Annotated in this window: 14 protein-coding genes and 1 pseudogene; 2 read left to right on the top strand and 13 right to left on the bottom strand. The window is 71.1% G+C overall.

Annotated features, from left to right (window positions below; genetic code table 11):
• Nucleotides 1-116: 116 nt before the first annotated feature.
• The 7 genes from ACZ6CL_RS04760 to ACZ6CL_RS04730 form a co-directional block, all read right to left on the bottom strand.
• Nucleotides 117-1,826, bottom strand: a complete 1,710-nt coding sequence (locus ACZ6CL_RS04760; RefSeq protein WP_468931059.1) for a proline--tRNA ligase — start codon at nucleotides 1,824-1,826, stop codon at nucleotides 117-119.
• A gap of 83 nt (nucleotides 1,827-1,909) precedes the next feature.
• Nucleotides 1,910-2,476, bottom strand: a complete 567-nt coding sequence (locus ACZ6CL_RS04755) for a GNAT family N-acetyltransferase (RefSeq protein WP_468931058.1) — start codon at nucleotides 2,474-2,476, stop codon at nucleotides 1,910-1,912.
• Between the two features lie 30 nt (nucleotides 2,477-2,506).
• The gene (locus ACZ6CL_RS04750) at nucleotides 2,507-3,352 is read right to left on the bottom strand and encodes a GNAT family N-acetyltransferase (protein WP_468931055.1); all 846 of its coding nucleotides are present in this window, start codon (nucleotides 3,350-3,352) and stop codon (nucleotides 2,507-2,509) included.
• Nucleotides 3,353-3,469: 117 nt separating this feature from the next.
• Complete coding sequence (gene ispG, locus ACZ6CL_RS04745; protein ID WP_468931053.1) at nucleotides 3,470-4,627, bottom strand: flavodoxin-dependent (E)-4-hydroxy-3-methylbut-2-enyl-diphosphate synthase; 1,158 nt, start codon at nucleotides 4,625-4,627, stop codon at nucleotides 3,470-3,472.
• 140 nt (nucleotides 4,628-4,767) lie between these two features.
• Complete coding sequence (locus tag ACZ6CL_RS04740) at nucleotides 4,768-6,069, bottom strand: M50 family metallopeptidase (protein WP_468931052.1); 1,302 nt, start codon at nucleotides 6,067-6,069, stop codon at nucleotides 4,768-4,770.
• Nucleotides 6,066-7,331 carry a 1-deoxy-D-xylulose-5-phosphate reductoisomerase gene (gene dxr, locus ACZ6CL_RS04735; RefSeq protein WP_468931049.1) on the bottom strand — a complete coding sequence of 422 codons (1,266 nt, stop codon included), beginning with the start codon at nucleotides 7,329-7,331 and terminating at the stop codon, nucleotides 6,066-6,068. Before dxr ends, ACZ6CL_RS04740 begins: the two co-directional genes overlap by 4 nt.
• 105 nt (nucleotides 7,332-7,436) lie before the next feature.
• Nucleotides 7,437-9,371 carry an acyl-CoA dehydrogenase family protein gene (locus tag ACZ6CL_RS04730; RefSeq protein WP_468931047.1) on the bottom strand — a complete coding sequence of 645 codons (1,935 nt, stop codon included), beginning with the start codon at nucleotides 9,369-9,371 and terminating at the stop codon, nucleotides 7,437-7,439.
• A 212-nt stretch (nucleotides 9,372-9,583) separates the two neighbouring features.
• Here ACZ6CL_RS04730 and ACZ6CL_RS04725 point away from each other — a divergent pair, with 212 nt between their 5' ends.
• Together ACZ6CL_RS04725 and ACZ6CL_RS04720 are read left to right on the top strand one after the other, a co-directional pair.
• Nucleotides 9,584-10,591: a LacI family DNA-binding transcriptional regulator gene (locus ACZ6CL_RS04725; protein WP_468931044.1), complete on the top strand. Its 1,008-nt coding sequence runs from the start codon at nucleotides 9,584-9,586 to the stop codon at nucleotides 10,589-10,591.
• Between the two features lie 63 nt (nucleotides 10,592-10,654).
• On the top strand, nucleotides 10,655-12,727 hold the full coding sequence (locus ACZ6CL_RS04720; protein WP_468931041.1) for a glycoside hydrolase family 31 protein: 2,073 nt from the start codon (nucleotides 10,655-10,657) through the stop codon (nucleotides 12,725-12,727).
• Nucleotides 12,728-12,746: 19 nt separating this feature from the next.
• On the opposite strand, the pseudogene ACZ6CL_RS04715 reads toward ACZ6CL_RS04720, so the two are convergent.
• The 6 genes and pseudogenes from ACZ6CL_RS04715 to ACZ6CL_RS04690 form a co-directional block, all read right to left on the bottom strand.
• A pseudogene (locus tag ACZ6CL_RS04715) lies at nucleotides 12,747-14,534 on the bottom strand (MMPL family transporter); the annotation flags it as partial.
• A gap of 318 nt (nucleotides 14,535-14,852) precedes the next feature.
• Entirely contained in the window at nucleotides 14,853-15,554 is a 702-nt protein-coding gene (locus ACZ6CL_RS04710) for a glycoside hydrolase family 12 protein (protein WP_468931039.1), read from the bottom strand.
• 26 nt (nucleotides 15,555-15,580) lie between these two features.
• Nucleotides 15,581-17,572 carry a beta-galactosidase gene (locus tag ACZ6CL_RS04705; protein ID WP_468931037.1) on the bottom strand — a complete coding sequence of 664 codons (1,992 nt, stop codon included), beginning with the start codon at nucleotides 17,570-17,572 and terminating at the stop codon, nucleotides 15,581-15,583.
• Nucleotides 17,573-17,660: 88 nt separating this feature from the next.
• A complete protein-coding gene (locus ACZ6CL_RS04700; protein ID WP_468931034.1) occupies nucleotides 17,661-18,617 on the bottom strand; it encodes a carbohydrate ABC transporter permease in 957 nt (318 codons plus the stop codon).
• Nucleotides 18,614-19,573 carry an ABC transporter permease gene (locus tag ACZ6CL_RS04695; protein ID WP_468931032.1) on the bottom strand — a complete coding sequence of 320 codons (960 nt, stop codon included), beginning with the start codon at nucleotides 19,571-19,573 and terminating at the stop codon, nucleotides 18,614-18,616. Before ACZ6CL_RS04695 ends, ACZ6CL_RS04700 begins: the two co-directional genes overlap by 4 nt.
• Nucleotides 19,573-21,255 carry an extracellular solute-binding protein gene (locus ACZ6CL_RS04690; protein ID WP_468931030.1) on the bottom strand — a complete coding sequence of 561 codons (1,683 nt, stop codon included), beginning with the start codon at nucleotides 21,253-21,255 and terminating at the stop codon, nucleotides 19,573-19,575. The genes ACZ6CL_RS04695 and ACZ6CL_RS04690 overlap by 1 nt, the downstream gene beginning before the upstream one ends.
• Nucleotides 21,256-21,458: the final 203 nt, after the last annotated feature.

Genomic DNA, 21,458 nt, shown 5'->3' with positions numbered 1-21,458 from the left:
CGGGTGCGGCCCCGTCTCGGGCCGGGGCCCCTGCCGGGCGCGGAGCCGAAGTCCCCGGCCCGTGGGGGCGGGGACTTCGGGCTGCCCGGTTCGGGGTGGGGTGGGGAAGCGCCGCGTCAGGGGGTGAGGCGGGAGATCGCTTCGTCGATCGGGAGCTCCTCGCGGGTGGCGGTGCGGCGGTCCTTCAGCTCCACCACGCCGTCCTTCGCGCCGCGGCCGACGACCAGGATGGTCGGGACGCCGATCAGCTCCGCGTCGGTGAACTTCACGCCCGGGGAGACGCTGGTGCGGTCGTCCACCATGACGCGGACGCCCGCCGTGCCCAGCTTCTCGGCGATGTCCAGGGCCAGCTCGGTCTGGAGGGCCTTGCCCGCGGCGACGATGTGGACGTCGGCCGGGGCCACCTCGCGGGGCCAGCAGAGGCCGGACTCGTCGTGGGTCTGCTCGGCGAGGGCGGCGACCACGCGGGAGACGCCGATGCCGTACGAGCCCATCGTGACCCGCACCGGCTTGCCGTTCTGGCCGAGCACGTCGAGCTGGAAGGTGTCGGCGTACTTGCGGCCGAGCTGGAAGATGTGGCCGATCTCGATGGCCCGGTCCAGCGCGATGCCCGCGCCGCACTGGGGGCAGGGGTCGCCCGGCTCGACGACGACCACGTCGAGGTAGTCGTCGACCTCGAAGTCGCGGCCGCAGACGACGTTGCGGGCGTGGGTGTCCGGCTTGTTGGCGCCGGTCACCCAGGCGGTGCCGGGGGCGACCCGGGGGTCGGCGATGTAGCGGAAGGACTTGCCCGCCAGGCCCTGCGGGCCGACGTAGCCGCGGACCAGGTCGGGGCGGTCCTCGAAGTCCTCGGCGGTGACCAGCTCGACCACGGCCGGGGCCAGGTGCTCGCCCAGCTTGCCGAGGTCGACCTCGCGGTCGCCGGGGACGCCCACCGCGGTGATCTCGCCGTCGACCTTGACCAGGAGGTTCTTCAGGGTCGCGGAGGCCGGGACGCCCAGGTGCTCGGCGAGGGTCTCGATGGTGGGGGTGTCGGGGGTGTCCAGCTCCTCGACCGGCCCGTGCTCGGCGCCCTCGACCGGCGGGACGGTGGTCGTGACGGCCTCCGTGTTGGCCGCGTAGTCGCAGTTCGGGCAGTCCACGAAGGTGTCCTCACCGGCCGCCGCGGGGGCCAGGAACTCCTCGGAGGCGGAGCCGCCCATCGCGCCGGAGACGGCCGAGACGATGCGGTAGTCGAGGCCCAGGCGCTCGAAGATCCGCTGGTACGCCTCGCGGTGCAGCCGGTAGGACTCGGCCAGGCCCTCGTCGCTGGTGTCGAAGGAGTACGAGTCCTTCATCTGGAATTCGCGGCCGCGCAGCACGCCCGAGCGCGGCCGGGCCTCGTCCCGGTACTTGGTCTGGATCTGGTAGAGCATCACCGGCAGGTCCTTGTAGGACGTGCACTGGTCCTTGACCGTCTGGGTGAAGATCTCCTCGTGGGTGGGGCCGAGGAGGTAGTCGCCGCCCTTGCGGTCCTTGAGCCGGAACAGCAGGTCGCCGTACTCCTCCCAGCGGCCGCTCGCCTCGTACGGCTCCTTGGGCAGCAGCGCGGGCAGCAGCACCTCCTGGGCGCCGATCGCGTCCATCTCCTCGCGGACGATCCGGGAGACGTTCTCCAGGACCTTCTTGCCGACCGGCAGCCAGGTCCAGATGCCCGCGGACGCGCGGCGGACGTAGCCGGCCCGGACGAGCAGCTTGTGGCTGGCGGTCTCGGCGTCGGCCGGGTCTTCGCGCAGCGTCTTCAGCATCAAGGTGGACATGCGCTGGACGTGGGCGGCGTTGGCCATGGGGCTTCTCCTGCGTACGAGATGGATGTCAGGAGGTTAGCCGCCCGGGGACGCAACCCGGAAATGCGCTCCGTAGGCGCACGCTACCTCCGCAGCGGCAGGGGCGCGCCCATCACGGCGTACGGGCTCGGCGCGCTCGGGAAGAGCACCGGGCGGGCCAGGTCGCGGTAGCCCAGCGAACGGTAGAGGCAGCGGGCCGGGCTGTCGGTGTCGAGGGCGGAGAGGATCGAGCGCGGCTGCACGGCCCCGTCGGTGATGGCGGTGATCAGGCGGCGGCCGATGCCGCGGTTCTGGTAGCCGGGGTGGACGTGCAGCTCGGTGATGACGAAGGCGTCGTCCAGCCAGTCCTCGTGCCCGGCCGCGCGCAGATAGGGCTGGACGATGGTGGACCACCAGTGGGTGCGGTCGTTGGGCATGCCGTAGACGAAGCCCACGAGACGCCCCCGCGCGGTGGTCGCGCCGAGGGCGCGGGCGCCGGGGCTGGTGAGGTGGCGCAGCACGATGTGGCGCCGTACGCCGATCTCCTCGTCCGACAGCCCGAAGGCCACGGCCTGCACGGCGAGCGCCTCGTCCACGCGTGCGGCGAGGTCGAGCGGGCCGACGACGACACCTCGGGGGTCCGGGGGGTGTCCCCCGGGCATCTGCAGCATGGGCGGCACCCTACTGGCCAGGTCCGGCGATCAGAACAGCACGCTCATGAACGCGCCGACCTCCTGGAAGCCGACCCGGCGGTACGCGGCGCGGGCCGCGGTGTTGTAGTCGTTGACGTAGAGACTCGCGACGGGCGCGATCTCGTTCAGCGCGTAGCCCAGCACGGCGGCCATGCCGGTCTCGGAGAGCCCGCGGCCGCGGTATTCGGGGGCGACCCAGACGCCCTGGATCTGGCAGGCGTGCGGGGTGGCGGCGCCGATCTCGGCCTTGAAGACGACGCGGCCGTTCTCGACGCGGGCGAAGGAACGCCCGGCGGCGACGAGTTCGGCGACCCGCGCCTGGTAGAGGAGTCCGCCGTCGCCCGCGAGCGGTGAGACGCCGACCTCCTCGGTGAACATCGCCACACACGCGGGCATGATCACGTCCATCTCGTCCCTGCGGACCCGGCGCACCCGCGGATCGGGCGGGACGTCGGCGGACATCGAGCTGGTGACCATGAGCGGCTGACGGGCCCGGACCTCGCGGGCCGGGCCCCAGCTGGGCTCCAGCAGGGACCACAGCTCGGCCGTGGTGTCGGCGGGGCCGACGATCGAGGAGCAACGGCGCCCGGACCGGCGGGCGCGCTCCGCGAAGCCGCGCACGGCCTCGGGGGTGGCGCATATGGGGACCAGGTTGGCGCCCGCGTAGCAGAGCGACTCAAGCCGTCCGCCGCTGTACCAGCCCCACATCTCGCCGCCCAGCCGCCACGGGTCCAGGCCGGCGACCTGGACGCGGGCGGCGACGAAGGCGTTGGAGACGGGATCGCGGTTGAGCACCGCGAGGGCCGAGTCGAGTTCCTGGGGCTCGAGGACCCTGGTGGTGGACGTCGTCAGCACGTGTCGGATTGCCTCACCGGTTGCGGGCCTGCGGGCCGGAGCGGGCGTCGATTCCCCGCACTGTACCCTCCCCCTTTTCGGGGGCTCGGTTCACCGGAAGAACCAAGCCCCGGAACCTCAGCCGCTGACCGAGACCTCGGGCTCGCCGGAGGCGATGCCGTCCTTCTCCATCTGCTCGGCGATCTTCATGGCCTCGTCGATCAGGGTCTCCACGATCTTCGATTCCGGCACGGTCTTGATGACCTCGCCCTTCACGAAGATCTGCCCCTTGCCGTTGCCGGACGCCACACCGAGGTCCGCGTCGCGCGCCTCGCCCGGGCCGTTGACGACGCAGCCCATCACGGCGACCCGCAGCGGGACCTCCATGCCGTCCAGCCCGGCCGTGACCTCGTCGGCCAGCTTGTAGACGTCCACCTGGGCCCGCCCGCAGGACGGACACGAGACGATCTCCAGCCGCCGCTGGCGCAGGTTCAGCGACTCCAGGATCTGGATGCCGACCTTGACCTCCTCCGCGGGCGGCGCGGACAGGGAGACCCGGATCGTGTCCCCGATGCCCTCGCTCAGCAGCGCGCCGAAGGCCACCGACGACTTGATGGTGCCCTGGAACGCGGGCCCGGCCTCGGTGACGCCCAGGTGCAGCGGGTAGTCGCACTGGGCGGCCAGCTGGCGGTACGCGTTGACCATGACCACCGGGTCGTTGTGCTTGACCGAGATCTTGATGTCCCGGAAGCCGTGCTCCTCGAACAGCGAGCACTCCCACAGGGCCGACTCCACCAGCGCCTCGGGCGTGGCCTTGCCGTACTTCTCCAGCAGCCGCTTGTCCAGCGATCCCGCGTTGACGCCGATACGGATCGGCGTGCCCGCGTCCGAGGCCGCCTTCGCGATCTCCTTGACCTTGTCGTCGAACTGCCGGATGTTCCCCGGGTTCACCCGCACGGCCGCGCACCCGGCGTCGATCGCGGCGAACACGTACTTCGGCTGGAAGTGGATGTCCGCGATGACGGGGATCTGCGACTTCTTGGCGATCACCGGCAGCGCCTCGGCGTCGTCCTGCGACGGGCAGGCCACCCGCACGATCTGGCAGCCCGAGGCCGTCAGCTCAGCGATCTGCTGGAGCGTCGCCCCGATGTCCGCGGTCACCGTCGTCGTCATCGACTGCACCGAGATCGGCGCGTCGCCGCCCACGGCGACCGGCCCGACCTGGATCTTCCGGCTGACCCTGCGGTCGGCGAGCTTGGTCGGTACGGACGGCATTCCTAGCGAGATCGCAGTCATCTGGTTCGTAGCCCCAAGAAGGTGTTTGAGTGGCCCGAGATCAGCGGGCTCCGGGTCCGAGATTACGGCACCGGGCGGCGCGCCAGCACACCCCGGCCCCGAAGTCCACTCAAAGGCGGACTTCGGGACACTTCGCGCCATCAGGAAATTCGCACGGGGTTCACCACATCCGCCACCAGGACCAGCAGGGTGAAGCAGATGAAGATACCGGCGATCACATAGGCCACCGGCATCATCTTGGCCACGTCGAACGGCCCGGGGTCGGGCCGCCGGATCAGCCGCGCGAACCGCCGCCGCAGGGACTCCCACACCGCGCCCGCGACATGGCCGCCGTCCAGCGGCAGCAGCGGCAGCATGTTGAACAGGAACAGCGAGAGGTTGAACCCGGCGACGAGGAAGAGCATCGTCGCGATGCGCTGCGAGGGCGGGATGTCGAGGTTGGCGACCTCGCCACCGACCCGGGCGGCGCCGACGACGCCCATCGGGGAGTCCGCCTTGCGGGGGGCGTCCCCGAAGGCCGCGTTCCACAGGTCGGGCACCTTGGAGGGCAGGTCGACCAGGGACTGGACGCCGTCCTCGACCATGGTGCCCATGCGGTCCACGGACTGGCCGAAGGACTGCTTCACCACGCCGTTGGCCGGGGTGAAGCCGAGGAATCCGGCGCTCACGTACTGGCCCTCGACGTAGCCGCCGTTCCCGTCGGACTTGGCGACCTTGTTGGTGATGAGGTTGGCGTTCAGGGTCTTGCGCGCGCCGTCCCGCTCGACGGTGATCGTCGCGGGTCCGGTGGTCTTGCGGATGTCCTGCTGGAGGTCGCTCCAGTCCGCGACGCGGTGGCCGTTGAAGGCGACGATCTTGTCCCGGGGCTGCAGCCCCGCGGCCTTGGCCGGGGAGTCCTTGGCGCCCTTGGGGCACTTGTCGGTCGCGGACGAGGCCGGGACCACACAGGCGGAGACGGTGCCGACGCTGGTGGTCTGGGTGTTCACGCCGAAGCTCATCATCACGCCGACGAAGATCACGACCGCCATGATCAGGTTCATGAACGGCCCGGCGAACATCACGATCACGCGCTTCCACGGCGCCCGCGTGTAGAACATGCGGGTCTCGTCGCCGGGCTGCAGCTCCTCGTACGCGGCCGACCGGGCGTCCTCGATCATGCCGCGCCACGGCGAGGTGGAGCGCTGGGCGATCTTGCCGTCGTCGCCGGGCGGGAACATCCCGATCATGCGGATGAAGCCGCCGAACGGGATCGCCTTGATGCCGTACTCGGTCTCCCCCCGCTTGCGGGAGAAGATGGTCGGCCCGAAGCCGACCATGTACTGCGGGACCCGGATGCCGAAGAGCTTGGCGGTGGAGAGATGGCCCAGCTCGTGCCAGGCGATCGAGATCCCGAGGCCCACGGCGAATACGACTATGCCGAGGACCGTCATCAGTGTCGTCATGCGTGACCCTCCGGGGTCGCGTTCGCCGCGCGGGCGGCCAGTTCACGGGCGCGGGCACGGGCCCACGTCTCGGCTTCGAGGACGTCCGCGACGGTGAGCTGGGTTCCCGCGGCGGGGGCGCCGTGCTCGGCGACCACTTCCGCGACCGTATCGACAATTCCGTTGAAGGGCAGCTTCCGGCCGAGGAACGCGTCCACGCACTCCTCGTTCGCCGCGTTGAAGACGGCAGGGGCGGTGCCGCCGAGGCCGCCGACGTGCCGGGCGAGGGACACCGAGGGGAAGGCCTCGGTGTCGAGGGGGAAGAACTCCCAGGTGTGGGCCCTGGTCCAGTCGCAGCCGGGGGCGGCGTCCGGCACCCGCTCGGGCCAGCCGAGACCGAGCGCGATCGCCATCCGCATATCGGGCGGGCTCGCCTGGGCGAGCGTCGACCCATCGGTGAATTCAACCATCGAGTGGATATACGACTGAGGGTGGACGACCACCTCAATCCGCTCGAAGGGAATGTCGAACAGCAGGTGGGCCTCGATGACCTCCAGCCCCTTGTTGACGAGGGTCGAGGAGTTGATCGTGACGACCGGGCCCATGTCCCAGGTGGGGTGGGCCAGCGCCTGGTCCGGGGTGACCTCGGCCAGCTCCCGCTTCGTCCGCCCGCGGAACGGGCCGCCGGACGCGGTGACGACCAGCTTGCGGACCTCCTGGCGGCCGCCGCCCAGCAGGGCCTGGAAGAGGGCGGAGTGCTCGGAGTCGACGGGCACGATCTGGCCCGGCTTGGCGACCGCCTTGACCAGCGGCCCGCCCACGATGAGGGACTCCTTGTTGGCCAGCGCCAGCACCCGGCCCGCCTCCAGGGCGGCCAGGGTGGGCGCGAGGCCGATGGAACCGGTGATGCCGTTGAGCACGGTGTGGCACTCGGAGCGGGCCACCTCGGTGGCCGCGTCGGGCCCGGCCAGGACCTGCGGGAGCGGCTCGCCCGCGCCGTACCGCGCGGCCAGCGCCGCGCGCACCTCGGACACCGCGTCCTCGCGGGCGACGGCGACGGTGGCCGCCTTCAGCTGGTGGGCCTGCTCGGCGAGCAGCCCGGCCCGCCCTCCGGCGGCGGACAGGGCGGTCACCCGGAAGCGGTCCGGGTTGCGCAGGATCACATCGATGGCCTGGGTGCCGATCGATCCGGTGGAGCCCAGGATCACGATGTCGCGGGGGCCACCGGGGTCGGCGGGGGCTGCCGGGGGGCGCAGATGCGGGTCAGCCAGGGAATCCGTCATCTGCCCATTGTTGCCCGTGCCGCCGGTCGCGGATGACCGGGTCCCGGAGGACGGGGGCGTCCCCTGGCCCGCCGAGGGCGGTCCCCGGCGGGCCACTTCGCCGGGTCATCTGATGGGGCGGTGGACGTTGTCCCTGGTCGACGGGCCGGGGGTGGCGTCGGCGATCCACGGTCCTTCGCCGCTGGGGTCGAGGACGCCCGCCTCCAGCCACTCGTACGAGCCGGAGAGCACCCCGGAGACCACCTTTCGGTCGAGGTCGTCGGTGTTGGTCCACAGCCGTCCGAAGAGTTCGTCGGCGCGGATCCGGGCCTGTCGGCAGAAGACGTCGGCCAGCTGGTACGCCTCGGTGCCGTGGTCGCCGCGGCTGCGCAGCATCTCGGCCCGTACGCAGGCGGCGCTCATCGCGAACAGCTCCGCGCCGATGTCCACGATCCGGCTGAGGAAGCCCTGTTTGGTCTCCATCCGGCCCTGCCAGCGGGACATGGCGTAGAACGTCGACCGGGCGAGCTTGCGCGCCGAGCGCTCGACGTAGCGCAGATGCGGGGACAGGTCCCGGTGCCCGGGCGGGGCGAACTCGGCGTACGCGCGCGGGAGGTGGCCGGGGCCGGTGACCAGACCCGGCAGCCAGCGGGCGTAGAACCCGCCCGCCTTGGCGGCCGCCCTGCCCTTGTCCGAGAAGGACTTGTCCGGGTCGATGAGGTCGCCCGCCACCGACAGATGCGCGTCCACGGCCTCCCGCGCGATCAGCAGGTGCATGATCTCGGTGGAGCCCTCGAAGATCCGGTTGATGCGCATGTCGCGGAGCATCTGCTCGGCGGGGACGGCCCGTTCGCCGCGGGCGGCGAGCGAGGCCGCGGTCTCGAAGCCGCGGCCACCGCGGATCTGGACCAGTTCGTCGGCCATCAGCCAGGCCATCTCGCTGCCGTAGAGCTTGGCGAGCGCCGCCTCGATGCGGATGTCGTTGCGGTCCTCATCGGCCATCTGGGAGGCGAGGTCGATGACCGCCTCCAGGGCGAAGGTGGTCGCCGCGATGAAGGAGACCTTGGCGCCGACGGCCTCGTGCCGGGCGATCGGCTTGCCCCACTGCTCACGGGCCGCGGACCATTCGCGGGCGATCTTCAGACTCCACTTCCCGGCGCCCGCGCACATCGCGGGCAGCGAGAGCCGCCCGGTGTTGAGCGTGGTCAGCGCGATCTTGAGACCGGCGCCCTCGGGGCCGATGCGGTTGGCCGCGGGGACCCGGACGCGGTGGAGCCGGGTCACCCCGTTCTCGATGCCGCGCAGCCCCATGAACGCGTTGCGGTTCTCGACGGTGACGCCCTCGGCGGCCGTCTCGACGATGAAGGCGCTGATCCCGCCCTTGTGGCCGTCGGACTTCGGCACCCGGGCCATCACGACGAGGAGGTCGGCGACCACCCCGTTGGTGGTCCACAGCTTGACGCCGTCGAGGAGGTAGTCGTCCCCGTCGGGGACCGCGGTGGTGGCGAGCCGGGCCGGGTCGGAGCCCACGTCGGGCTCGGTGAGCAGGAAGGCCGATATGTCGGTGCGGGCGCAGCGCGGCAGGAAGCGGTCCTTCTGGTCCTGGGTGCCGAACAGCTTGACCGGCTGCGGCACGCCGATGGACTGGTGGGCGGAGAGCAGCGCGCCGATGGCGGGGCTGACGGATCCGGCCAGCGCGAGGGCCTTGTTGTAGTAGACCTGGGTGAGGCCCATGCCGCCGTACTTGGTGTCGATCTTCATGCCGAGCGCGCCGAGTTCCTTGAGGCCGTTGATGGTCTCGTCGGGGATCTGCGACTCGCGCTCGATGCGGGCGGGATCGATCCGGGTCTCGCAGAACTCGCGGAGCTTGGCGAGGAACGCCTCGCCGCGGCGGACGTCGTCCGGTGCGGGGGCGGGGTGCGGATGGATCAGATCGAGGCGGAAGCGGCCGAGGAACAGCTCCTTGGCGAAGCTCGGCTTGTGCCATACCTGTTCGCGTGCGGCCTCGGCGACCTGGCGCGCCTCACGCTCGGACACCGGCCTGACGGATGATGCGGTCATCGGTGCTCCCTTGCCGCAAATGACGATCTCGTGACATTACCGGCACGTACCGCTGTTCAGTGTGCCTCTGGCGGGCCGGGTCGGCAAAGCGGTCGGCGCGGATTCCCCGTGTTGAAGCGCTTCGACACACTCTGGACAGTGCTCCCCCCGAGGCTTACTGTCTGCATCGAAGCGCTTCGCAGCCCCCCTCCCCGCCGGACGGAGTCCCCCGCATGGTCACTCTCGCCGAGGTCGCCCGCCACGCCGGGGTCTCCGCCAGCACGGTGAGCTACGTCCTCAGCGGCAAGCGCTCGATCTCGGCGCCCACCCGGGAGCGCGTCGAGCGGTCCATCAAGGAGCTGGGCTACCACCCGAACGCCGGAGCCCGCGCCCTCGCCAGCAGCCGTTCCAACATCATCGCGCTGATGGTGCCTCTGCGGACCGATATCTACGTACCGGTGATGATGGAGGTCGCCATCGCGGTCGCCACCACCGCCCGCGCCCACGGGTACGACGTGCTGCTGCTCACCGGCGAGGAGGGCCCCGCGGCGGTGCGCCGGGTCACCGGCAGCGGGCTCGCCGACGCCATGATCCTCATGGACATCGAGCTGGAGGACGAGCGGCTGCCGCTGCTGCACGCGGCCCGCCAGCCCACCGTGCTGATCGGGCTGCCCGCCGACACCATCGGCCTGACCTGCGTCGATCTCGACTTCACCGCCACCGGCGCGCTGTGCGCCGAGCATCTGGCGACCCTCGGCCACCGGGAGGTCGCCGTGATCGGCGAGGCGGCGGCCGTCTACGAGCGGCACACCGGGTTCGCCGAGCGGACCCTGGACGGGCTGCGCGCTTCCGCCCGCGAGCTGGGGCTGCGGCTGCTGCACCGGCCGTGCGAGGGCAGCTACGAGTCCATGGACGGCACCCTGTCCCGGATCTTCGACGAGCGCCCCGGCACCACCGGCTTCATCGTCCAGAACGAGGCCGCCATCGATCCGCTGCTGAGCCTGCTGCGACGGCAGGGGCGGGCCGTTCCCGAGGACGTCTCGGTGGTCGCCATCTGCCCCGACCAGGTGGCCACGAGCGCGTCCGTGCGGCTCACCTCGGTCGCCATCCCCGCGCAGGAGATGGGGCGGCGGGCCGTCGAGCTGGTGGTGGCCAAGCTGCAGGGCGACGCCTCCGAGCAGGTGGCGCTGCTGGCGCCGGAGCTGACCGTACGGGCCAGCTCCGGCCCGGCCCCCGCCTAGCGCCGCGCCCCGTACGCACCGACCGTACGACCCCTCACCGCCGCACCCCCGAGGAGCGCATCAGTGAACCCGTCGCCGCCTTCGCCCGCAGCTTCTGCTTCTTCTGCCTCTTCCGCCTCGTCTTCACTCGCCGAGACCTCCCCCACCGTCGGCACCTTCGCCGAGCGCGACGGCGCCCTGGAGTGGAGCGGGCGGCAGGAGACCGTACGGCTCGAACCGTGGGGGCCCGACGCGATCCGGGTGCGCGCCCGGCTCGGCGGGCCGGTGCTCGACGGACTGCCCGGCGCCCTCCAGGACGATCCGCCGCCCTCCGCCGCGACCATCAAAGCGGGGGACGGGCACGCCACGCTGACCAACGGCGCGCTCACCGCCGAAGTCGCCTCTGACGGCATGATCCGCTTCGTGCGGACTGCGGACGGCACGGAGTTGCTGGCCGAGGAGCGCGCCCACTTCTGGTGGCCGGGCCCACGGCTGCGCACCGCGACCGGCAATGGCTACCACCGCCTGGAGCAGCGCTTTTGCGCGTACGAGGGCGAGAAGCTGTACGGGCTGGGGCAGCACCAGCACGGGCTGCTCGACCAGAAGGGCGCCGTCGTCGACCTCGTCCAGCGCAACTCCGAGGTCACCATCCCGGTCCTCACCTCCAGCCGCGGCTACGCGCTGCTGTGGAACAACCCGGCGATCGGGCGGGTCGAACTGGGCGCGACCGGCACCCGCTGGGTCGCCGACAGCGCCCGCCAGATCGACTACTGGATCACCGCGGGCGATCCGGCCACCGCCCAGCGCCGCTACACCGCCGTCACCGGCCGCGCCCCCATGCTGCCCGAGTGGGCGGCCGGGTTCTGGCAGTGCAAGCTGCGCTACCGCACCCAGGAGGAGCTGCTGACCGTCGCCCGCGAGCACCGGCGGCGCGGGCTGCCGATGTCCGTCATCGTGTGCGACTTCTTCCACTGGACGCATCTGGGCGACTGGACGTTCGACCCGGTGGCCTGGCCCGATCCGGCCGCGATGGTGCGGGAGCTGGACGAACTCGGCATCAGGCTGATGGTGTCGGTGTGGCCGTCGGTCTCACCGCTGAGCGAGAACCACGCCACGATGGAGCAGCGCGGCTTCCTGATCGGCACCGAGTACGGCCCCATCGCGCACGCCGACTGGCCCGACCGGCGGGAGGGCGAGCCGGTCCAGGTCGCCTTCTACGACGCCACCCACCCCGGGGCGCGGGAGTTCGTGTGGTCCCGGGTGCGGCAGAACTATCTGGAGCCGTACGGGATCCGCGCGTTCTGGCTGGACGCGTGCGAGCCCGAGCTGAAGCCCGGCTTCTCCGCGAACCTGCGCTACCACGCGGGGCCCGGTCTGGAGGTCGGCAACCTCTACCCGCGCGAGAACGCCCGCGCGCTGTACGACGGGATGCGGGCGGCGGGCGAGGAGGATGTCGTCACCCTCATCCGCTCCGCCTGGGCGGGCAGCCAGGCTTATGGCGCCGTCCTGTGGTCCGGCGACATCGGCACCGACTTCGCGACCCTGCGCCGCCAGATCGCCGCCGGGCTCAATGTGGCGCTGTCCGGCATCCCGTGGTGGAACACCGACATCGGCGGCTTCCACGGCGGCGACCCGGACGACCCGGCCTACCGCGAGGTGCTGATCCGCTGGTTCCAGTTCGGCGCGCTGTCCCCGGTGATGCGGCTGCACGGCTACCGCGCCCCGGGACTGCCGCTCGGCCCGAACATGACCGGCGGCCCGAACGAGGTGTGGTCGTACGGCGAGGAGGCCGAAGCGATCCTGGCCTCGTACCTGCGGCTGCGCGAACGGCTGAAGCCGTATCTGCTGGACCAGATGCGCACCGCCCACGAGGAGGGCCTGCCGCCGCTGCGGCCGCTGTTCCTGGAGTTCCCCGATGACCCGGCCGCCTGGGACATCGCCGACTCCTACCTGCTGGGCCCGGACCTGCTGGTCGCCCCGGTCCTGGAGCCGGGCGCGACCGAGCGGACGGCGTACCTCCCGGCGGGCGCGCGCTGGACGGACGCCTGGACGGGCGAGGAGTACGAGGGCGGCCGCCCGGTGACCGTCGACGCTCCCCTGGACCGCGTCCCGCTGTTCCTGCGGGACGGCGCCCGGCTGCCGGTGCGGGAGCCCTGACGGGCGGTCGGCGCCCGCCTCAGCCGTCGACCGGCCGCTCCAGCGCCACCTTCGGCAGCCGCCGGGCGAAGGGGGCGGGCAGCCACCAGGCGTGCCTGCCGAGCAACCGCATGACGGCCGGAACGATCAGACAGCGGATCACCACCGCGTCCAGCAGGACGGCCACCGCGAGGCCGAGGCCGAACTGCTGCAGCATGCGGCTCGGGCTGAGGACGAAGGCCGCGAACACCACGATCATGATGGCGGCGGCCGCCGTGATCACCTTGCCGGTGGCCGCGAGACCTTCGCGGACCGCGTGGGAGTGGTCCCGGGTCCGCTCCCACTCCTCATGGATGCGGGAGACCAGGAACACCTCGTAGTCCATGGAGAGGCCGAAGACGATCGCGAAGATCATCACGGGAACGAACGCCTCGATCGGGCCGGGCTGGGCCCCGAACCAGCCTTCCTGGAAGACCAGGGTGATCACCCCCAGGGCGGCCGCGATGGACAGCAGGTTGAGCAGCGCGGCCTTGAGCGGGATCAGTAGGGACCGGAAGACCACTAGGAGAAGCAGCGCGGACAGGCCGACCACGCCGGCGACGAACAGCGGCATCCGGTCCGCGACGGAGTCGGCGAAGTCCTGTGCGGCGGCCGTGGACCCGCCCACCAGGTAGTCGGCGCCGGTGCGCTCGCCGAGCCGCGGCAGGACGCGGTCGCGCAGCGTGTGCACCAGGTCGGCGGTGCCCTCGTCCTGTGGGGAGGTGGTGGGGAAGGCGAGGACCGTGGAGAGGGCGCCGTCCTTCGAGGGCAGCGGCGGGGTGGTGGCGGCGATACCGTCGGTGCGCGCGAGCGTGGCGCGCATCTCCCGGGCGGCCACCGCGTCGCCCTGGCTCACCACGACCAGCGGGCCGTTGATCCCGGGGCCGAAGCCCTCGGCGAGCAGGTCGTAGGCGCGGCGGCTGGTGGACGTGGCCGGGTCGTTGCCCGCGTCGGCGAAGCCCAGACGCAGGCCCAGCGCGGGGGCGGACAGCGCGAGCAGCGCCATGACGGCGGCCAGCAGCGCGGGCAGCGGGCGCCGCTGCACGGCGAGGGCCAGGTCCCGCCAGCGCCGGCCCTCCTCCTTCCCCTTGCTCCGGGCGCGTTCGGCGCGGCGCAGCACCTGGCGCCTGACGCGCCCGCCGAGGACCGCGAGCAGCGCGGGCAGGAGGATCAGGGAAGCCGCCATGGTGACGAGCACGGTCAGCGCGACCGCGAGCGCCACGCCCCGCAGCGCGCCCAGGCCCAGGGCGACCAGGCCGAGGAGCGCGATGATGACGGTGCAGCCGGCGAAGAAGACCGTACGGCCGACCGCGTCCAGCGCGGTGCCGAGGATGACCAGCGCCGCGAGCATGCCCGCGCCCTCCGCCGCGCCGCCCTCCTCCTCGGCGCCGCGCACCGCCTCGCCGCCGAGCGCGACCGTGAGGCCGTGCCCCTCGGCGGCCTTCGCGATGTCGATGATCCTGGTGATGTCCCCCTTCGGCACCTGCTCCGCCTTGCCGTCGAGGGTGACCGTCGCATAGCCGATGGTGCCGTCCCGGGAGATCGCGGAGGCGTCCGCGTACGGGCCGCGCACCTCGGCGACGCCGGGCAGGCCGCCGATCCGGGCGAGCGTCTTCCCCACGCGGCCGCGCTCGGCGCGCAGCCCGTCCTCGCCCTCGTCCTTGAAGACGATCTGCACGCTGTCGCCCGCCTGCCGGGCTCCGTGTTCGGCCATCAGGTCGGTGGCGGTCTGCGAGTCGGTGCCGGGCAGGGCGAAGTCGTTGCAGTAGGCGCTGCCGACCGCCTGCGATCCGAGGGCTGACCTGGATCCTCGTCGTGGGCCTCGGCCGCGCGCCCGAGCCCGTGCCGACGCTTGTCGCCGCCGGCCTCGGATACGCGCTGGCCGTCCTCGTGCTGAGCGGCATCCTCTCGCCCGTGCTGACCGGGCGGCTGCGGGGACCACTCGCCCAGCCGATCGCGATCGTCCCGCTCTTCGCCGTCAACGCCCTGTGGGGGGGCGCTGTGCGGGGCGTGCGCGGAGGGCCTGCGCCGACGGCGCGGAGGGCGCTCCTGAACGCCGTGTGCCGCCGCCCTCGGGGAGCGGCGGCACACGGCCGGCCGGGCGGGATCAGCTGGCGGACACGCCGAAGCTCTTGGTACGGAAGTCCAGGCCCCCGGCCGACGAGGTGATCTCGTAGCCGAACTGGACGTCGCCGATGGTCACATCGCCGAACCAGCCCTTGGTGTTCTTGATCCAGTTCACGATGGACTTGATGTCCACGGATCCGGAGCTGGAGTTGGAGCTGCGGATGAAGGAGAAGACCTCGTTGGCGCCGTTGCTGCCCTTGTAGACGGCCCAGGTGTGGCCGCCGAGGGTGACGGTGCCCTGCGCGGTGCCGAGGGGGCCGACCGCGCCGGTCTTGTTGACCCACAGCATGATCTCGTAGTCGTAGTTGCTGTCCCAGATGTCGTACGAGGTGTTGTACGCGCCCGAGGACGGGACCGTCACGCTGTAGTTGCTGGTGAGGCTGTTGATCGCGCTGACCTTCTTGCCGACGACCTTCTTGGCGTTGGGGTAGGACTTGATGCCGCCGGTGTTCGGGTGGTTGGCCCAGACGCCCCAGTCGCTCGCGGAGTTGGCCCAGATGGTCTGGGCGCCCGCGCCGGAGCCCCAGATGTTGTTGTAGAGCGTGTAGCCGCCGGTGGACCAGTTGCCCCACTGGTCGGAGGAGGACCAGGTGGCGGCCTGGGCGGGGGCGGCGGCGAAGCCGATGAGCGCGAGGAGCGCGAACAGCGGGGTCAGGAAGAGCTTTCGAGCGGCTCGGTGCACGGTGCTGCTCCCTTCGGGTGGGGGGATCAGAGCGGGGCCAGGACCACGACCGCGAAGCGGTCCAGCCTGACCTGGGTGTCGTACGCGCGGCCGGTCAGCAGATCGGTGCGCGCGGACGGGAGGGGGACGACCGCTGGGGAGCGGCCGTGATTGAGGAGGAAGAGATACGGGCCGCGCGGCACGGCCTCGACGCCCTCGGGGATGCCGGGCAGCGGCGGCGCGAGCCCGGCCTCGTCGGCGGCGCGGGCCAGCAGGGCGCGCAGGGCGGCGGGTTCGGGGAGGGTGGAGACGTACCAGGCGGTGCCGTCGCCGTAGGCGTTGCGGGTGACGGCGGGCAGCCCGTCCAGTTCGCCGCCCTTGATCCGGGCGACCGGTTCGGCGGTGCCGGGCTCCAGGTCCTCGGACCAGAGGGTGCCGGTGAACGGGCCGAGCCAGGGGCTCTCGGCGGTCACGGTCTCGCCCTCGTCCAGCGGCCACCACTCGTGGACGGTCCGCAGGCCCAGGATGTCGCGCAGCCGCTGGTCGACCCCGCCGGGGCGGACCCGGTCGTCCTCGTCGGCGACTCCGGTGAAGAAGCCGCAGACCAGGGTGCCGCCGCCGCGGACGTAACCGGCCAGGTTCTCCAGCGCCTCATCGGTCAGCAGATACAGATGGGGGACGGCGACCAGGGCGTAATCGGCGAGGTCGGCGTGCGGATGGGCGAAGTCGGTGGTGAGGTTCTGCTCCCACAGGGCCTGGTGCCAGGCGCGCAGCACCTGTTCGTAGTGGAGCCGGGAGGAGGGGCGGCCGTCCTGGACGCTCGCCCACCAGGCGTGCCAGTCGTGCAGGAGGGCGGCCCGGGCGGGGACGTCGGAGCCCGCGACCCCGCCCAGCTCGCTCAAGTGGGCGCCGAGTTCGCGCACCTGGCGGAAGGTGTGACTGTGCTCCCCGGCGTGGGTGACCATGCCGGAGTGGAACTTCTCGCTGCCCTGCCGGGACTGCCGCCACTGGAAGAAGCACACGCCGTCGGCGCCGCGCGCGACGGCCTGCAGCGACCACAGCCGCATCAGACCGGACGGCTTGGGGTGGTTGACGCCGCGCCAGTTGACCGGGCCCGCGGCCTGTTCCATCAGCACCCACGGCCCGCCCGCCTGGGAGCGGGTCAGGTCGTGGATCATCGCCCCGTACGCGCCGCCGTGCGGGTCCTTGGGGTCGGGGTAGACGTCGACGGAGACGACGTCCTCCTCGGCGGCCCAGGCCCAGCCGTCCTGACCGATGAACAGCGACATGAAGTTGGTGGTCACCGGGGTGTGCGGGGTGCGCGCGGCCAGCGCGTCGCGCTCGGCGGTGAAGCACTCCAGCAGCGCGTCGCTGGTGAAGCGGCGGAAGTCCAGCGCCTGCCCGGGGTTGCCCAGGTACTGGGCCCGGCGCGGCGGAATGATCTCCTCCCAGGAGTCGTAGCGCTGGCTCCAGAAGGCGGTCCCCCAGGCCTCGTTGAGCGCGTCGAGGCGGCCGTACTTGGCGCGTAACCAGCGGCGGAAGTGGGCGGCGGTGGTGTCGCACCAGCAGTGGGTGCCGTATTCGTTGCCCACGTGCCACATCCGCAGGGCGGGGTGATCGCCGTAGCGGTCGGCCAGGTCCTCGGTGATCCGCAGCGCGTAGTCGCGGTAGACGGGGGACGAGGCGCAGAACTGGTTCCGCGAGCCGTACCAGACGACCGAGCCGGTCTCGTCGCGCGGCAGGGTCTCGGGGTGGCGGGCGCCCATCCAGGGCGGCGGGGAGGCGGTCGGGGTGGCCAGGCACACCTCGATGCCGCCCTGGTGGAGCAGGTCCATGACCCGGTCGAGCCAGCCGAAGTCGCGGGCGCCGGGGCGGGGTTCGAGCGTCGCCCACGAGAAGACACCGACCGTGACGGTGGTGACGCCCGCCTCGCGCATCAGCCGGACGTCGTCGTGCCAGACGCTCTCGGGCCACTGCTCGGGGTTGTAGTCGGCGCCGTAGAGGATGCGGCCGCGGGTGGCGTCGTTCAGGTCGGGCATACCGGCTCTCTCGGGACGGGGCGGGCTGGTGGAACGGGGCGGACGGCTCGGTGTCAGCGGGGGCGGGGGTTCACGCGGGTCAGCGGGGTCAGCCCTTGACGGCGCCGATGAGCATCCCCTTGGTGAAGTGCTTCTGGACGAACGGGTAGAGGACGGCGACCGGGATCAGCGCGAGCACCATGACGGCCATCTGCACGGCCAGGCCCGGGACCTGCTGGGTGGAGATCAGCTGGGACATGCCCTGCGGCGCCTGCTGCTTGATGACGAGCTGGCGCAGGATCATCTGCAGCGGCCACATCTGCTGGTCGTTGAGGTAGAGCATCGCGTTGAACCACTGGCTCCAGTAGCCGACCGCGTAGAACAGCGAGACCACCGCGATCACCGCCCTGGACAGCGGCATCACGATCTGGAACAGGATCCGCCACTCCCCCGCGCCGTCGATGCGGGCGCTGTCGACCAGCTCGGGCGCGGTGTCCTGGAAGAACGCCCGCAGCACCAGCACGTTGAAGACCGAGATGGCGCTCGGAAGGATCATCGACCAGTAGCTGCCCTCCAGGCCGACCCCGGTGACCAGCAGGTACGTGGGGATCAGACCGGCGTTGAAGAACATGGTGACGAGCAGCAGCATCAGGATCGGACGGTGCAGGAACGACCCGGAGCGGGAGAGTCCGTAGGCGCACAGCACCGAGACGACGGTGCTGATCGCGGTGCCCACGGCCGTGAGCGCGAGGCTGACGAACGTCGCGCGGGTCACGGTGCCGCCGCTCAGCAGCTCGGTGTAGGCCCGGAAGGTGATCGTCTTGGGGACGATCACCAGACCGCCCGCGTCGGTGATGGTCTTCTGGTCGGAGAGGCTGGTGACGATCACCACCCACAGCGGGCCGAGGATCGCCAGGCACACCCCGGTGAGGGTGATGCCCTTGAGCCCCTGGCCGACCCTGCCGGGCTCCTCCTCCCACACCGGGCGCTTCTCCCGGCCACGGCGGCGCAGCGGCTGGGCGGAGGGTGTCGCGGCGGGGGCGGCGGGCCGCTCGGTCACGGTCATTTCCGGTAAACCCCCTGCTCGCCGAGCATATGGGCGACTTTGTTGGCCATCAGCACCAGGACGAGGCTGAAGACGCCCTTGATCAGGCCGCCCGCGGCGGCGATCCCGTAGTCCGTGTTGGCGATGCCGACCCACCACACATAGGTGTCGAAGACTTCCGAGGCGCCCGGCCCCACCGCGTCGCGCTGCAGCAGGATCTGCTCGAAGCCGACGGTCAGCGCGTCGCCAACGCGCAGCACCAGCAGCAGGGCGATCACCGGGCGCAGCGCGGGCAGGGTGACGTGCCACATCCGGCGCCAGCGGCCCGCGCCGTCCACGGCGGCCGCCTCGTACAGGTCCTGGTTGACGGCGGACAGCGCGGCGAGGAAGACGATCACGCCCCAGCCCGCGTCCTTCCACACCAGCTGGGCGGTGACCAGGTACTTGAAGACGCCGGGGTCGGTCATCAGGTCGAAGCCCTCGTACCCGTGGGAGCGCAGCCGCTGGGCGAGGAGCCCGGCGCCGCCGAGCATCTGCTGGAAGATCGTGATGACCAGCACCCAGGAGAAGAAGTGCGGCAGGTAGAGGATCGACTGCACCAGGCCCCGGAGCCGGTCACTGAGCACGCTGTTGAGCAGCAGCGCGAGCGCGACCGGCACCGGGAAGAACAGCACCAGCTGGATGAAGGTGATGCTGAGGGTGTTGGCGAACGCGTCCCAGAAGCGGCTGTCCTCGAAGAGCAGGGTGAAGTTGTCGAACCCGGCCCAGGGGCTGGTCCACAGCCCCTGGGTGAACGGGTCGTAGTCCTTGAACGCGACCGTGGTCCACAGCAGCGGGACGTACGTGAACAGCAGGAGCAGACCGACGGCGGGGGCGGTCATCAGCAGCAGGGCGCGGTCGCGGTGCAGCCGGTGCCACCACCGGACGCCGCCGGTCCGGTCGCGGCCCTCCGTCCGGTCGCGGAGGTGCACGGCCATCAGGCGCCGCTGCCGTTCTCTTCCAGGAGCCCCGCGTACCAGTCGCGGAGCCGGTCGCCGCCGCCGCTGCGCCAGTCGCTGATGGCCCGCTGGGCGTCCTTGATCGACTTGCGGCCGCGGGTGACGTCCTTGGCCAGGTCCTCGAAGGGGGTGTAGAGGGAGGCGTACCGGTTGGGCTCCTGGATCTGCATGCCGTAGAAGAGCGGCTTCCTGGCGAACTTCCCCATGCGCTGCATCCAGCCGCAGTAGTCCTTGACCATCTGCGGGAAGTCCGGATAGGCGACGCTGGCCTGCGGGGACACGATGAAGCGGTAGGTGTCCTGGACATCCCGCACACCGGTGGCGTTCTTGACCGGGACGCCGTCCTTCATGGTGTGGTGCACGCCTTCGACCCCGTAGTCGATGAGGCGCTGCTCCTTGGTACCGAAGGGCGCGGCGATGAAGTTGGCGACGGCGAGGATTTCCTCGATCTGCTCCTTGGAGAGCTTCTTGTTGAGGAAGGACCAGATCTGGGCGGGCGGGTCGAGATAGAGGACCGGGTCGCCGCCGTCGGGGCCGAAGTAGTCCATTCCCTGGATCTTGAAGTCCGGGTTGGACTCGGCCTGTTCGAAGGTGGCGCCGTACCATTTGGCGTCGCCGTCGTTGATGATCAGGGTCTGGCCGGAAGTGAAGCGGGTCAGCAGGTCATTGGCCTTGCCCGCGATGGCGTCGGGGTGGACATAGCCCTGGGCGAAGAGCTTGCGGCACCACTCCAGGGCTTCCAGATAGTTTTCGGTCTCCACCTTGTGGACGAGCTTTCCGTCCTTCTCCACCCAGTAGTACGGCTTTTCGCCCGGGCAGCCGAAGAATCGCTGCGCCGCCCACCACATGTCGTCGCACGCCCACACCTTGCTCTTGGGGCGGGTGATCTCCTTGGCGAGGGCGAGGAACGCGTCCGGGCTCTTGGGGACCTCGTATCCATTCTTCTTGAAGAGGTCTTCGCGGTAGAACGGGATGACCCCGGAGAGCGGGCGGGACGGCATGGGCAGACCGCGGAGCTTGCCGCCGAAGACGGACATCTGCCAGGCGGCGGTGGGAATGGCGGCCAGGTTGGGATATTTCTTCACCTTGTCGCCGGAGAGATACGGGCCGAGATCGGCGAATTTGGCGCTGACCGCGCCATGGATCTTTCCGCCCATCTCCCACAGCGGAATCATCACGACATCGGCGATGTCACCGGAGGCGAGGACCGCGCTGAGCTTTTCGCCGTAGGTGTTGCCGTCCTGCGGCTGAAGCTTGATCTTCGCGCCGAGCGCGTCGTTGACCGCCTTGTAGTAGGCGTTGTCCTTGGGCGGCGGGGTGCCCCACAGCGGCTCGAACATGGTGTAGCTGCCGCCGTGACCGGGCTTGCCCTTCACGGAGGCGACCAGGGCGGCGGCGGACGGCGCCTTGATGTAGCCGGGGCTGGATCCGTTGACGCTCGGAATATCGGGGTCCGCCACCTTCGAGGCCACATAGGTCGGCAGCAGCTTCTTCAGATCCTTGCCGGAGGTGGTCCCGTTCTTGTTGCCGCTCCCCTCCGTGGAGCACGCGGACAACAGCGGAACGCCTCCCGTCACGGCCGCCGCGGCGATCGCCGTGGAGGCCAGGAAGGTTCTCCGGCTGGGAGCGGAAGTGGAGGCCGAAGCCTGGGAGTTCGGCATTGCGTCAACCCTTCGTGGCGAGCCCGCCGTACGACCGATGGTCGAAGCGCTTCGATATTGCGCTGAGATTAAGTCGGGGGGTCAGGTCGCGCAAGGGCCGGACGGGAAGAGGTCGTTGGCGTTCCGTTGATTTCTGTCTTTCGGCAACCGGGTGGCGGGAAAGGGCCGTTGATCCGCCGAGCCTTGACAGGGCGGGACCTGGG

The organism is Streptomyces sp. NPDC041200 (genome assembly GCF_055591805.1).
The sequence above is the reverse complement of the archived record's forward strand: the minus strand, read 5'-3'. Positions and strand labels throughout refer to the sequence as shown.

What these genes read in the sequence shown, in the direction of transcription:
- ACZ6CL_RS04760 (WP_468931059.1), bottom strand. Translation starts at nt 1,826, where the DNA reads ATGGCCAACGCCGCCCACGTCCAGCGCATGTCCACCTTGATGCTGAAG.
- ACZ6CL_RS04755 (WP_468931058.1), bottom strand. Translation starts at nt 2,476, where the DNA reads ATGCTGCAGATGCCCGGGGGACACCCCCCGGACCCCCGAGGTGTCGTC.
- ispG (WP_468931053.1), bottom strand. Translation starts at nt 4,627, where the DNA reads ATGACTGCGATCTCGCTAGGAATGCCGTCCGTACCGACCAAGCTCGCC.
- ACZ6CL_RS04740 (WP_468931052.1), bottom strand. Translation starts at nt 6,069, where the DNA reads ATGACGACACTGATGACGGTCCTCGGCATAGTCGTATTCGCCGTGGGC.
- dxr (WP_468931049.1), bottom strand. Translation starts at nt 7,331, where the DNA reads ATGACGGATTCCCTGGCTGACCCGCATCTGCGCCCCCCGGCAGCCCCC.
- ACZ6CL_RS04730 (WP_468931047.1), bottom strand. Translation starts at nt 9,371, where the DNA reads ATGACCGCATCATCCGTCAGGCCGGTGTCCGAGCGTGAGGCGCGCCAG.
- ACZ6CL_RS04725 (WP_468931044.1), top strand. Translation starts at nt 9,584, where the DNA reads ATGGTCACTCTCGCCGAGGTCGCCCGCCACGCCGGGGTCTCCGCCAGC.
- ACZ6CL_RS04705 (WP_468931037.1), bottom strand. Translation starts at nt 17,572, where the DNA reads ATGCCCGACCTGAACGACGCCACCCGCGGCCGCATCCTCTACGGCGCC.
- ACZ6CL_RS04700 (WP_468931034.1), bottom strand. Translation starts at nt 18,617, where the DNA reads ATGACCGTGACCGAGCGGCCCGCCGCCCCCGCCGCGACACCCTCCGCC.
- ACZ6CL_RS04695 (WP_468931032.1), bottom strand. Translation starts at nt 19,573, where the DNA reads ATGGCCGTGCACCTCCGCGACCGGACGGAGGGCCGCGACCGGACCGGC.
- ACZ6CL_RS04690 (WP_468931030.1), bottom strand. Translation starts at nt 21,255, where the DNA reads ATGCCGAACTCCCAGGCTTCGGCCTCCACTTCCGCTCCCAGCCGGAGA.